Raw genomic sequence first — 13,673 nt, 5'->3', positions numbered from 1 at the left:
AAGAAAATATGAACTATAAACGGATAATATTTTTCCTGCCGGCCTTGTTGTTGTTCTGTGGCTGCGGAATATACACAAATTACCAGCGTTCGGAAACGCTCACGGTTGACAGCCTTTACCGTGATGTGCCGGGATGCCTGCAGGATACTTCCTCTATAGCCAATCTTTCATGGCGAGAACTCTTTACAGATTCTCAGCTGGTAAAATGGATAGAGGTGGGATTGGAAAAGAACAGTGATATTCAGACGGCACGGCTTCTCACGCAAGAGGCACAGGCATCGTTGCAAGCCTCTCGCCAGGCTTTTCTGCCATCAGTATCGCTGACGCCAGAAGGCTCACTGAGTAGTTTCGGTGGGGCAAAACCATCGAAAACCTATTCGCTGGGAGGTACGGCAGAATGGGAGATTGATGCTTTTGGAGGGCTACGCAATGCCAAGAAAGGAAGCTTGGCTGCACTGGAAGCCAGTAGGGCATACGAGCAGGCGGTACAGACACAACTGGTGGCTACCATTGCTGAAACCTATTACTCGCTCCTTGCAATGGATAGAAAACTGGCTATCACTCGGGATGCTGCACGTAAGTGGGGAGAGAATGTGCGTATAATGAAGGCTCTGAAACGTGCCGGAGAAAAGGATGAAGCTGCCGTGGCACAAGCGGAGGCTAACAGACTGGATGCGGAATCTTCTGCGCTGTCGTTGGAAAAACAGATGCACGAACTGGAGAATTCCTTCTCTACATTGGTAGGCATTGCACCTTCAGATATTAAACGGGGGCAGTTACTGGAGCTTTCGTTCCCAGAAAAATGGTCGGTTGGAGTTCCTGTACAGTTGCTCAGTAAGCGTCCTGATGTGCGACAGGCAGAATGGCAGCTGGCTGAGGCTTTTTATGCAACCAATAAGGCTCGCTCTGCCTTTTATCCGCAGATTACCTTGAGCGGTTCTGCCGGATGGACCAACAGTTCTGGTGCTGGTATTGTAAATCCGGGCAGATGGTTGCTCACTGCGCTGGGATCGCTGGTGCAGCCGCTCTTTGATAAAGGAAATAATGTAGCCAACCTGAAGATAGCCCAAGCGAAGCAACAGGAAGCCCTGGTTGATTTCCAGCAAAAACTGCTGGATGCTGGAGCTGAAGTAAACAATGCGTTGACCCAGTGGCAGATTGCACGGAAAAGTCTGAAACTGGATCATGAGAAAGTTGAGGCTTTGAATAAGGCTCTGCGCAGTACACAGCTTCTGATGACACATGGCAGTACTAACTATCTTGAGGTACTTACTGCTCAGCAGACACTTCTGGATGCGCAGTTGTCAGAAGTGTCAGATAAATATGATGAGATAGAAGGGGTAATAAGCCTCTATCAAGCTTTAGGAGGAGGAATTCAATAACTATTTTTATCTAGTGCGAGAGTCAAGTCTGTGATAGATTTAAGCTCTCGCACTTTTTCTGTATTCCGTGGGCGTCTTTCCCGTCTGTCTCTTGAAGAATTTGGTCATCGTAGCCAAATCTGGGAAATGAAAAGCTTCTGCAATCTGCGAAATGGGTTTTTCTGAAATTTCCAACTGCTCTATGATACTTCCTGTCAGCGCAATGCTGATATGCTCATAAACAGTTTTTTGTGTTATGCTTTTTATAGCTCTATTGAGATACTGAGGGGTAACACATAGTTGGGAAGCATACCAGTTGGCAGAATGTTCTTCCCGTATATGTGCGAGCAGAAGACCAACAAATTGCTTGAATAGGATGTGTTTGCGGCTCACTTCCATCTTTGCTCCACCTTCGTTTTCCTGCCGGATAAATTCGTTGGCTATGTCCATCATGTAGATTTGCAAAGTACAACTCATCATTTCTGTATAGAAGTGGTGGCTTTCGTCTTTTAAAGACTCCACAATGTAGCTCATTCTTTTTTGTATGCGTTCTGTCACTTCAGAAGATAGTACAGATACAGGCCATGCCTTCGTGTGTAATATATACGAAGGCGGAAACGGCGCTGTATTTTTCATCAGAGAGGCGATGAACGGGGCGGTAAAAAACAGTACATACGCTTGGATATCTTCGGATATATCTCGTATTTCCAGAGAACGTCCATCTATGAAATCAGCAAAACTGTTTTTCGTCAAAGGATACAGAATGCCTGTCCATTCAGCCTTTAGCTCTCCCGATAGAACGAGAATATGCACGAATAAATGATTGCCATTTTCTCCCCGAAAGACAGGCAACTCATTTTCTTTGCGTATTATTTTCCAAAGGGTAAACCCTTCGTCCATAACATAGCAGTTGTTGTTCTGCCGCCCGAATTCCAAGAAATTTATTGTTTCCATTTGTAAAATGTAAATAGGTTAGACCATAACAATCTCAAGCCATCAATACTTTGATTTTGTTATTTTCTGAATTTCTTTTTGAACCATTGGTTGAATGCCACGTAGGCACTGATTTCCTCCTGGTGCTGAGGCTCGGCAAATGTCAGTACGTTGCCCGATGAATCTCCGTACTGGTCAGGGAAGATAATCATCAGATTGGTGCCCGAGAAGAAACGGGTTAGCTCTTCTGGCAATCGCTCCAATGCCGACTTGTGGGAAACGGTTCCCTTTCGGGCTGTTACCACCACAAAGAGATGGTCCTTGCTTATGTGTGAGGCAAGCTGCGGCATCTCGTTCCAATGGTGCATCAGGGTGTAGTCGGCTCTCACTTCATGATGGCGGTTGGTGATGTACTCGTTGATGAGTGCCATCGTCTCCTCCCTGCCATGAAATTGGATGCGGCAATCCAGGTTGCCGGCAAGTCGGGCGAGTCGCTCTACCCATCGGTAGAAGCCCGGTTCAAACTCGGCTCTCGATGGTATCGCCACCTGTATTCGGCGGATGGTATTAAGCGGCTGCTTGATGCGAGCCATGATAATCTGACGGCTCAATCCGTTGAAGAGACTCTGGTGGAATTCTCCCCAGAACTTAGGCGAAACCTCCGGGTGCATGTGCATGCCGATGATGATTTCTGAACACTGGAACTCGTTGAAGGCATGCTTGATGCCGTTGGCGATGTTGGCAGCAATGCGAACCTGCGTCTGCGTCATCACATCCGTGGCTGCGGCAAGCTGACTGCAATGGTCCAGCAGTTGGCGGCCCTGTTCCTGCTTGTATCGCATGTCCTTATCATCATATACCACGTTCAGGCAGACCAGTCCTCTGTTCAGTTTCTGGTTTCTCACCAGGAAGGCGAGGCTCATCAGATTATCGGCATATTCCGGATACTTCACAGGTATGAGAATTTTCTCATCGCTAACCTTCTTGGTATCCTCGGCATCTGGAAGCTCCTTGTCTCGGAGGATAATCTTTCTGGAACTCCAGTCGGTGAGCATCGAAGAGATGACGCAGGTGCAGAGAATCATCATCACCACACCATTCAGCATGTCATCGTTCACCAGATAGGTGTTCGGACCCACCAGGATATTCATACCCACCATCACCATGGCGATACTGCCGGCGGCATGGGCGGAAGTCAAACCGAACATCATGTGACCCGATGACAGCGGCAACCGGAATCCGAAGCAGGCGGCATAGGCTGCAATGGCTTTTCCCAAGGTTCCGAAGAACACGATGCAGAAGATGACCCACAGGATATGACCGCCCTGGAAGAGCAGTCCCACGTTGATGAGCATGCCCACACCTATCAGGAAGTAAGGGATGAAGAGTGCATTGCCCGTAAACTCCAGTCGGTTCATCAGCGGAGAAACGTGCGGGATATACCTGTTTAATATAAGACCTGCGAAGAAGGCACCGAACACGCCCTCGATGCCCACCATCTGCGAGAGAGCCGCACTCATGAAGAGCATCGCCATCACGAAGATAAACTGCATCACGGAATCGCTGTACCGGCGCAGAAACCATCTCGTTAATCTAGGAATCAGGAAAATCATGACTCCGCAGTAAGCTGCAAACTTGGCGGCGAAGAAAAGCCAGAAGAGAACGCCGTCGTGCTTGGAGAACGAGGCGACGAGACCCGCCAGCATGATGAGCGCTATCAGCAGCGAAAGCATACTGGAACCCACACTCAGCGTGACGCTCGGCTTCTGCTGCAATCCGAATCGGGAAACGATAGGGTAGGCTATCAGGGTGTTGGAAGCCATGATGCAACTCAGCAGGAAGGAAGCCTTGACGGAATAATGCAGCAGCCAGATGCTCATGCCGAAGGTGAGGAAGAAGGGGATGAAGCAGGTGAGCAGACCATAGATGATGAGTCGCGACTTGTTTTTCTTCATGCCTTCCATGTCCATCTCCAGGGCGGCGAGGAACATGATGTAATAAAGTCCCACCTTTCCGAAGAGTTCGAACGATGCGTCTCGTTCCAGGATGTTCAGTCCGTATTTGCCCACGAGGATACCCGCCAGCACCATTCCGATGATGTGGGGAATTCTGAGTTTACCCATGATGATGGGGGCAAAGAGGATGATGAGGAGCACTACGAAGAAGATCAACGTAGGGTCGGTAATCGGGAAGTATTGGGCAATATTTATCATTGGCTTTCTTCTTTTTATTAGTTATGTTGAAAGAGGGATTCCGGCATCCGCCATCACCCCTCTTCTTTCGTTTTTGAGTGCAAAATTACGAATAATTCTTGAAAGGGCAAAGTTTTTGCCCTCTTATCCTTTCATTGTGGAGATATTTTTGTAATTTTGCACCCCGAAAACAAATATATAAGATAAAAAGAATTAGGATAGCACATATGAAAAAAGGATTGTTTGCTCTCGCCCTGGGTACCTTTACTCTGGGTATGGCAGAGTTTATTATCGAGGGAATCCTCACCGATGTGGCGCACGATATGAACGTGTCCATCCCTCAGGCTGGTCATCTCATCTCCATCTATGCGCTGGGCGTTTGCGCCGGTGCCTTCTCCCTCATCTTGATGCACAAGTACCGCCCCAAGAAGATTCTCCTGTTTCTCACTTCGCTGGTTACACTGGGTGCCGTCATTGCAACGATTGCCCCAAGCTACTGGCTTTTGCTCTGTGCCCGATTTGTTCAGGGGCTTCCTCATGGTGCCTATTTCGGCACGGGTACCATCGTGGCAGTGAAGATGGCGAAGGAGGGCAAGGGAACCAAGGCGGTGGCGATGATGTGTGCCGGTATGCCTTTCGCCAACCTGATGGGTGTTCCGCTGGGCACCTTTCTGAGTCATGTCTTCTCCTGGCGAGTACCTTTCCTGATGTCGGTGGCGTTGGGAGTCATTACGCTTTACATGATTTACAAATGGGTTCCTGAAGTAGAGGCTTTGCCTAACAAGGGCATGAAGGCGCAGTTCAGATTCATGCGCAATCTGGCTCCGTGGCTTATCATCGCCGCCACCTTCCTGGGCAATGGCGGTATTCTCTGCTGGTTCAGTTATATCTCACCGCTTTTGCAGATAGATGGCGGATTCCATGCGGCATCAATCTCTGTACTGATGATACTTGCCGGTTTGGGAATGGTGGTAGGAAACCAGCTGAGTGCCTTGCTGGCAGATAGGTTCAAGCCGGGTCGCTTTACCTGTTGTCTTCAGTTTCTGGCAGCAGCAGCCTTGCTTGCCACCTTCTTCTTCTCGCACAATGGCTGGGTATCTGCAGCGATGATGTTCATCAGTTGTGCCTGCCTTTTCGGTATCGGTTCGCCAGAGCAGTTTCTCATCGTGAAGCACAGCGAGGGAGGCGAGATGCTGGGCGGTTGCTGCATCCAGGCAGCGTTCAATCTGGGCAATGCCCTGGGGGCCTTCTTGGGCGGAATCCCTGTGGCGATGGGATTGGGATATAATTATCCTGCGCTCATCGGTGTGCCGATGGCATTGGCTGGAGCCGTTTGTCTTCTGGTGTTTCATCGTAAATACGAGTAAACTTCCCCTTGAGATATACTCATTCCTCCTTCCTTTATTGGTAGAGACTCCTCGTCGAAGACGGGAATTCCTGCATCACTTATCTTTTTTTCGGGATATTCCTTTGCTTGTATCATTATTTTTTGTAACTTTGCCGAAAGAATTTAAAATGGCAGCAATATGAAATATCCTATAGGAATACAAGACTTCGAAAAAATCATAGAGGGTGGATATGTATATCTTGATAAAACTGGCCTCGTTTATGATTTGGTGCAAAATGGCAATATATACTTTCTGTGTCGTCCTAGACGATTCGGAAAGTCGTTGCTCGTATCTACCTTGAAATGCTATTTCGAGGGAAAAAAGGAGTTGTTCAAGGGCCTTGCCATCGATAAACTAGAGAAAGATTGGAAGCAATATCCTGTGTTCCATCTCTCTTTTGGTGGACAAAACTTTGTAGAGCCTTATGCGTTAGACAAAGTGTTGGAGGAGTTTGTTGCCATGGCAGAACGTATCTATGGACGTGAGGAGTTGGCCGAGACTTTAGGCAGCCGCTTTAAGGCAGTGTTGGGGAAAGCTCATCAGAAGACAGGAATGAGGGCTGTCGTATTGATTGATGAATACGATAAGCCATTGTTGGATGTCATGGATATGGATATTCCTGTAGGAAAAACTCAGAACAAAATAAGTTTGGAAGAGTATAATCGCAATCTTCTCAAAGGTTTTTATTCCGTTTTTAAGGAAGCCGATGCCGATTTGCAGTTTGTTTTGTTGACTGGCGTTACCAAGTTCTCTCAGGTGAGTGTGTTCAGTGGTTTTAACCAACCTGATGACATTAGCTTGGATGAGCACTATGAGGCTCTTTGTGGAATCACCAAGGAAGAATTATATACGACCTTTAGGGAGCAAATCAAGGCAATGGCAGAGAGATATAGGGTTTCAGAGGATGAGATGAAGTATAAGTTGAAACGTAAGTTCGACGGTTATCATTTTAGCTCTAACATGCTCGATATCTATAATCCGTTTAGTATCTTGAATTCTTTGAGCAAGAAGAGACTAAGCGACTTTTGGTTTCGTACTGGTACACCAACTTATTTGGTTCGCTTGCTTTCCCATTTTAAGGAGAATTTGAATGAGTTGACTGGCAAGTATTATCCAACAAGTAGTTTCGTGGATTATCGGGCAGATGTAGAAGCGCCATTGCCTATGATTTATCAGAGTGGCTATCTTACGATAAAGGATTGGAACATGAATATGGATTCCTATCTATTGGATTTTCCGAATGATGAGGTAAAAAATGGTTTCCTTACTTTGGTGGCTACTAGCTATTTACAGCCAAAAGAGTCGACTGATGCTTTTGTTTTACAAGTGGTGAGTGCTATGGACGTGGGTGATTGTAAACAGTTGGAGAAACTGCTCACTTCTTTCTTTGCCAGCATCCCTTATGGTCAACGCCGTAAGGATGACGAGCGAGAGAAAGAGCGCTATTTCCAATATACATTCTATCTCGTATTGAGAATGATCAGCTGTTTCACGGTCTTCATCGAAAAGCAGCAAAGCGAAGGTAGGGTAGATTGCGTGGTTGAGACCCAGAATTATATCTACATCTTCGAGTTCAAGCGTGATGGTTCTGCAGAGGAAGCCCTGAAGCAGATAGAGGATATGGGTTACGCCAGGGAATATGCGGCAGATGGCAGAAAGATTTATCAGATAGGCTGCAACTTCTCGTCGAAGACGGGAACCATTGATGGATGGAAAATGAAGTAGATAATTTGCAAGAATTACCCGAAGATGTAGTGATATGGCTTTGTTAAGAATGAATCTTCTTTACATTAGCTTGCCTGAGATTCTCGTATTTTCAGACGCTTATTATTTCTTTGAGAATATCGTAAATATGAATAAAATCGGAAAGGTGTTGGTAATCAGATACTTGTGATTTCTTGACAAGATGGTGGCGATGAGGAAAATCTATAGTTGTACGATTATAACCCCTATAGTCGTACAACCATAACTCTATAGTCGTACAACCATAGCATGTATAGTCGTACAACCATAGCATGTATAGTCGTACAACTGTAACTTTATAGTCGTACAACTATAGGTCTTATTCTTAATAGAGAGCAGAAAACGGGGATTTCCAGCCTTTCAAATCCCTCGTTTTTGTCGCTAGATTCCAAACTTGTAAGTATATGAATTTTGAGTATAAATATTGACGGGAGGTTGGGTATTCTCCTTTCACACTTAATAAGTTGATTAGCTGAGATGAAGATTAGGTTGCGAAAGGAGAATAGAAACAAGGAAACCAAGCGTAAGGTCTAGCATCCGTTTTGTCATTTGGTACATTCAGAATGGCATTTCATACAAGACAAGTTTGGATATTTGGCGGATTGAAATAATCTTTTTACTTTTGCACTCGTAATCGGGAAGCGATGGAAAAGAAAGAATCGTAGAACGTGAAGTATAACCCTTTTAATATATAATAAGGTATGAAGAAGATTATGATTTCGTCACGCTCTTTGTCGTAGCGATAAATGAGCTTGAAGTTGTCCATAAGCAGTGCACTACGATAATTTCGATGAAAGTCTTTCAGAATAGGCATTGGTGGTAATACTCGTATCTTTACCATTCGAATTCGTTTTTGAAATCGGCCATCATTTCTAGAAAGTCAACGGCGTTGCCTGTTCTAGCATATTCTTCTTCATGAGCTAAGACATGATTCGCCAACTCGTCATTATTGCATGATGTCATAAAAGGATATTCTTCGGATTTGTTATGAGCCTCTGTTGCATAATCGTGACGATAGGCAACTGTTGGTTCTTTTGGGTTTGACATTATTTTAGTCATATTGTAATCCTCCTTAATTTTTGATACTCTAATTTGTTGCAAAATTACGATTAATATTTGAAAGTACCAAAGTTTTAAAATGATATTTTGTGGGGATAGTTGCAAAAACTTGGCAAAAAGCTTGGAAGATACCAGATAATTTCTTATATTTGCACTTATTAAAAATAAGTGTTATGAGAACAGTTCAAGATTATATAGCAATAATCAGGCAAAACAGTTCCAAGATTACTAAAGATTTTGGAATCAAGACCTTGTGCATTTTTGGTTCCGTTTCACGAAACGAGCAAACAGAACAAAGCGATTTGGATGTTTGTGTAGAAACAGAAACTCCTAATCCATTTTTATTAGCCGACTTGAAAGAATTCTTAGAGGGCTTGTTCAAGTGCTCAGTTGATGTAGTGCGTATTCACAAAAACATGAATCCTTTCTTTAAATCAAGAATTGAACGGGATGGAATCTATGCAATACGATAAAAAAGATTTTCTCATTTTCTTTGGCGTTTAAGCTAGAAAGTAGTATCTTTGCAGTTGTAATTTGAACTAAAAATGGAGGAATAAAGAATGAATACAACAAAGTTAACAAGGGAAGAAGCGTTGCGCCGTTGGAATGCTTCTAAGGAAACCAAGCGTAAGATGGTTGAAAAGCTAGAAACCTTGGTAAGAAATAGCTGTCTTGAATGGGGAGATTTGGAAAATCTAAAGTAGTACATGATGGAAAAGGTTATTGTTGACGTTGCGTGGTGCGACAGAAATTATGGCGGTTCTCTTGGTAGTAATGTACCAGGAGCGGTGGTTTTTACAGCACCAACTTTTGAAGTTTTGCAAAAGGAGGCAAAGGAAAGTCTGGAGTTTCATGTTGAAGGTCTTCTTGAAAATGGAGAAGAGGTTCCTGAATGGCTGAAGGACGGAGATTATGAGTTTGTGTATAATTTTATAAGGTAAGATCAGAAGTGCAATTAGTATTGCGTGTCTGTTTCAAATAAATTCACTATCTTTGTCCCCCAGAAAACAACTAAAAGATAAAATGTAATGAAGAAAGGATTAAAATATACTTTGGTTTCCTTAGGCAGCCTGGTCGTTTTGGCAAGTATTGGTCTGGGAATTATGTATGTGGTGTCGCCATATAAGGTGAAGCGATGGTTGGGCATCGCTTCATCTTATTCTGATGTGTTCGTTGATAGATTGAAAGGGCAACCTTATACTCGTGGCGGATATGACGGCATTGATGTGTCGAAACACAATGGAGTTATCAAGTGGAAGGAAATCGCGAAGAACAAGCGAATCAAGTTCGTTTATATCAGAGCTACACATGGTAAGGGATATGTGGATCGACATTATCGCCGAAATATCAGACTGGCTCGTAAATATGGGTTGAAGGTAGGATCTTATCATCTGATGTCTGCCGGCTCTTCAGTAACTGCTCAGTTCCGGGATTTCCAAAAGATAGTGAAGAAGGGCGAGCAGGACTTGATTCCTGTATTGGATGTGGAGGAGAAAGGCATCCAGGGAAGATGGAAGGGACGACAGCTGCAGGATAGCATACAGGTGTTTGCTGACTTGGTGAAGAAACACTATGGCAAGTATCCTGTCATCTATAGCAACGAGAGCTTCTATAATAAGGAGATGGGGGCGAAGTTCAATCGCTATTATCTCTTCATCGCCAATTATAACTCCAGACAACCCTCTATCGACGGCAGAGGAAAGTGCAATATCTGGCAGTATTCAGAAACCGGACATTTGCATGGTATTGGAGAAAGGGTAGATTTAAGCAGATTCATGAATGGTACAACCATCAAGGATTTGATGCTGTAACAAATAAAAAAATGTACCAAGTTATTTTTTTCATTACGCACATCACGCTTTGTCCATCCTCAATCATAGTGGTAAGCATGGCTGCCAGTCGGTTACAATTTTTCAACTGACAAAACGGGCGGGTGTAGCATTTCGGGGTTTTTCCCGAACATACGCTGCAAATTAGAATTCTTTATACAAAATCAGCTAGGAAATTGGCAGAAAACTGCCAAAATCTAGGATTTCGTTAGGAATCTTTTACATCAAAGAAGCTGACTTAGAGAGAGCAAAATCTAAAGATGCGAAGTATGGTCTTCCCAACATTTGTTAAAAACCTATAACAAGATATACAACCTATTGATATTTTCCGTATCTTTACAGAGTTAAAACTGATGTCGAACCTTTAAAATTATAACATCATGAAAATAGGTATTCCAAAAGAGATTAAGAATAATGAGAACCGTGTTGGAATGACACCAGCAGGAGTAGCTGAATTCATTAGACATGGTCATGAAGTGATGGTTCAGCATACAGCTGGCGTAAACAGCGGGTTTGCTGATGAGGCGTATGAAAAGGTGGGTGCCAAAATCTTACCCGATATCCAAAGTGTATATCGTGAGGCTGAAATGATTGTAAAGGTGAAAGAACCTATCGCCGAGGAATATCCACTTATCCATCAAGACCAGCTTATCTTCACTTATTTCCATTTTGCCTGTGATAAGGAACTTACCGATGCCATGATCAAGAGTGGAGCCGTCTGTCTGGCTTACGAGACTGTAGAAACAGATAACCACCTTCTGCCTTTGCTCATTCCGATGAGTGAAGTGGCTGGAAGAATGGCCATTGTTAACGGTGCTTTTTACCTACAGAAAACAAAGGGAGGAAAAGGGAAACTGATGAGTGGTGTGCCTGGTGTGAACCGCGTCAAGGTTTTGGTATTGGGTGGCGGAACCGTAGGAGAAGCTGCAGCAAGAATGGCTGCAGGAATGGGAGCTGATGTTTGGATTACTGATATCAGTTTGCCTCGTCTTCGTCAGTTAGAGATGGAGCTGCCTATCAATGTACACACGCTCTATTCCAACGAGCATAATATCCGCAGGGAATTGCCAGATGTGGATATCGTTGTGGGTAGTGTACTCATACCAGGTGATAAGGCACCGCATCTTATCACCAAAGATATGTTGAAATTGATGGAGCCAGGAACTGTACTTGTTGATGTAGCTATCGATCAGGGTGGCTGTTTTGAGACATCGCATCCAACCACACATTCCAATCCGATATATATGGTCGATGGAATTGTGCATTATGCTGTAGCCAATATTCCAGGTGCAGTGCCAAATACCTCTACTATAGCCTTGACCAATGCTACGCTGAAATATGCACTGGCGCTTGCTGATAAGGGGTGGCGAAAGGCATGCAAGGAGGATAAAGCCCTGTATAGAGGTTTGAACATCGTAAGTGGAAAGGTGGTATTCAAGGCCGTAGCGGATGTCTTCGGACTGGACTATGAAGAAATGAAACTCTAAGTAGGGTAAGGGAGGATTCCATAATCAAAAAGCTATGGAATCCTCCCTTATACATGTATTGTGACTTTTACCTATGTGTCATGGTTATAAATAAGGTATGGCAAACCATGGAATGCTACCAGCATCATCACCCTTATCATCTTGTTACGTAAACTTTCAGTCTTGTATCTATCATTGTATGTTCCTTTGTTATTTTAAAAATCCTTGTCAATATGATTTTTATATATTATTTATATATAGGGGGCTTCTGTTGCTAAGACAAAAGAGACAGAAATGCACCTATCATAGTTAATCAATATTATAAAACATCATTAATAAGCAAACACAATGGCAAGAAACAAGAAAACATCAATGACACTATTCCAGTTCATGAACCTCCTCATCGCCCTGTTGATGAAGAACGGTCAATACCGCACCATGCAGCATTACAAGGCAACGCTCAACAGTATTAAGCGATACCTTGACAACAAGGACATTGCCCTGAATGAGATAGATGCAGAAGTGATGCGCTCGTATGAAGCGTACCTGCACCATACGGCAAAGGTATGCCGCAATACCAGTTCCTTCTATCTCCGAATCCTCCGTGCCACCTATAACAAGGCAGTGGTAAAAGGGCTTACTCCACAGCAGCATCCCTTCAAGGAAGTCTATACCGGTATCGCTCCAACCCGCAAACGGGCTATTCCTACAGAATCCGTCAGCCAAATCAAGAGTCTTCAATCGGTCAAGGATCTCTCTTCTAAGGAAGAGATGGCAAGAGATACATTCATGATGAGCTTCTATCTGCGTGGTATCTCTTTCATCGACCTGGCTCACCTCCGTAAATCCGACCTCAGAGATGGTTTTCTCCATTATACAAGAAGCAAGACAGGCCAGCGTCTCACCATCCGATGGGAGAAGGATATGAAGAACCTGTTGGAAAAGTACCAGGCGCAGACAGCCTCTTCACCTTATCTCTTTCCTTTCCTGGTTGATGATGGAAACAAAAGTCAGGATAAAACTATTGACAAAAAGAAGGAAGAGGTGCGCCTGTATCACAATGCGGAAGCCCGTATCTCCTATCACCTCAGAAAGGTAGGAGCCAAGATAGGTATCAAGGGCAAGCTCACCCTCTATGTTGCCCGCCATTCCTGGGCAACGACGGCAAGAGGCAAGAATATACCAATCTCCGTCATCAGTGAGGCATTGGGACATCATTCCGAAACCACCACACAGATCTATCTCAATTCCGTCAAAAGCTCAGAAGTGGATGATGCCAACGCCAAAATACTGGCTGCCCTATAAACCTCAAAAGTGATAAAAAAGATGGATTTTGTAGAATGAACCAAAATGAATCAAAATGAACCAATTTTTCTGTATCTTTACATAAGAGATACAGATTCACACTGCAAAAATACGAAAATTGTTGGAAACAAGCAAATTATGCGTGTTAAAAATTTAATATCATTCTACAATATTCAACGTTTTTTCAGTATTTTTATCAGACTAAACATGATAAGTCATTGATAGATAGAAAGTTTTCTAGATTTCTGTATCTCTTATGTAGAGATTCAGAAGAACGTAGAGAATTAAGAACGATTAGTATGGCTTTCATATAAGCAAAGCGTATGATATATAACTTGCTGAACACGGGCTTGCCTGCATCATGTATGCAGAAGGCTGAAAGACATAATAGTATTGA

General features: G+C 43.9%; 12 protein-coding genes. 9 read left to right on the top strand and 3 right to left on the bottom strand.

Annotated features, from left to right (window positions below; translation table 11 throughout):
- The first annotated feature begins 8 nt into the window (after nt 1–8).
- On the top strand, nt 9–1,382 hold the full coding sequence (locus V8Z93_RS13275; RefSeq protein ID WP_439431798.1) for a TolC family protein: 1,374 nt from the start codon (nt 9–11) through the stop codon (nt 1,380–1,382).
- Nucleotides 1,383–1,421: 39 nt separating this feature from the next.
- Here V8Z93_RS13275 and V8Z93_RS13270 read toward each other — a convergent pair whose 3' ends face one another.
- Nucleotides 1,422–2,315, bottom strand: a complete 894-nt coding sequence (locus V8Z93_RS13270; protein WP_439431797.1) for a helix-turn-helix domain-containing protein — start codon at nt 2,313–2,315, stop codon at nt 1,422–1,424.
- Nucleotides 2,316–2,374: 59 nt separating this feature from the next.
- Nucleotides 2,375–4,507, bottom strand: coding sequence for a cation:proton antiporter (locus V8Z93_RS13265; protein ID WP_439431796.1), 2,133 nt, complete (start codon nt 4,505–4,507; stop codon nt 2,375–2,377).
- 206 nt (nt 4,508–4,713) lie between these two features.
- Here V8Z93_RS13265 and V8Z93_RS13260 point away from each other — a divergent pair, with 206 nt between their 5' ends.
- Together V8Z93_RS13260 and V8Z93_RS13255 are read left to right on the top strand one after the other, a co-directional pair.
- Nucleotides 4,714–5,853, top strand: coding sequence for an MFS transporter (locus V8Z93_RS13260; protein WP_439431795.1), 1,140 nt, complete (start codon nt 4,714–4,716; stop codon nt 5,851–5,853).
- A 159-nt stretch (nt 5,854–6,012) separates the two neighbouring features.
- Nucleotides 6,013–7,599: an ATP-binding protein gene (locus V8Z93_RS13255; protein WP_439431794.1), complete on the top strand. Its 1,587-nt coding sequence runs from the start codon at nt 6,013–6,015 to the stop codon at nt 7,597–7,599.
- 852 nt (nt 7,600–8,451) lie between these two features.
- Here the strand turns inward: V8Z93_RS13255 and V8Z93_RS13250 are convergent.
- Complete coding sequence (locus V8Z93_RS13250; RefSeq protein WP_439431793.1) at nt 8,452–8,676, bottom strand: hypothetical protein; 225 nt, start codon at nt 8,674–8,676, stop codon at nt 8,452–8,454.
- Nucleotides 8,677–8,849: 173 nt separating this feature from the next.
- On the opposite strand from V8Z93_RS13250, the gene V8Z93_RS13245 reads away from it, so the two are divergent.
- From V8Z93_RS13245 to V8Z93_RS13220, 6 genes are all read left to right on the top strand, one after another.
- Nucleotides 8,850–9,149: a nucleotidyltransferase family protein gene (locus V8Z93_RS13245; RefSeq protein WP_439431792.1), complete on the top strand. Its 300-nt coding sequence runs from the start codon at nt 8,850–8,852 to the stop codon at nt 9,147–9,149.
- An 87-nt stretch (nt 9,150–9,236) separates the two neighbouring features.
- The gene (locus V8Z93_RS13240) at nt 9,237–9,380 is read left to right on the top strand and encodes a protein tyrosine phosphatase (protein WP_439431791.1); all 144 of its coding nucleotides are present in this window, start codon (nt 9,237–9,239) and stop codon (nt 9,378–9,380) included.
- 3 nt (nt 9,381–9,383) lie between these two features.
- Nucleotides 9,384–9,617: a hypothetical protein gene (locus V8Z93_RS13235; RefSeq protein WP_439431790.1), complete on the top strand. Its 234-nt coding sequence runs from the start codon at nt 9,384–9,386 to the stop codon at nt 9,615–9,617.
- A gap of 87 nt (nt 9,618–9,704) precedes the next feature.
- Nucleotides 9,705–10,487 carry a glycoside hydrolase family 25 protein gene (locus tag V8Z93_RS13230; RefSeq protein WP_439431789.1) on the top strand — a complete coding sequence of 261 codons (783 nt, stop codon included), beginning with the start codon at nt 9,705–9,707 and terminating at the stop codon, nt 10,485–10,487.
- 398 nt (nt 10,488–10,885) lie between these two features.
- The gene (gene ald / locus V8Z93_RS13225; protein ID WP_439431788.1) at nt 10,886–11,992 is read left to right on the top strand and encodes an alanine dehydrogenase; all 1,107 of its coding nucleotides are present in this window, start codon (nt 10,886–10,888) and stop codon (nt 11,990–11,992) included.
- A 327-nt stretch (nt 11,993–12,319) separates the two neighbouring features.
- Nucleotides 12,320–13,276, top strand: coding sequence for a tyrosine-type recombinase/integrase (locus V8Z93_RS13220; RefSeq protein ID WP_203040188.1), 957 nt, complete (start codon nt 12,320–12,322; stop codon nt 13,274–13,276).
- The last annotated feature ends 397 nt before the right edge of the window (nt 13,277–13,673 follow it).

It is taken from the genome of Segatella copri, from assembly GCF_051861805.1.
Classification (GTDB): Bacteria; Bacteroidota; Bacteroidia; order Bacteroidales; family Bacteroidaceae; genus Prevotella; species Prevotella copri_M.
Note: the sequence above shows the minus strand (reverse complement) of the source record. Positions and strands in the feature narration are given on the sequence as shown.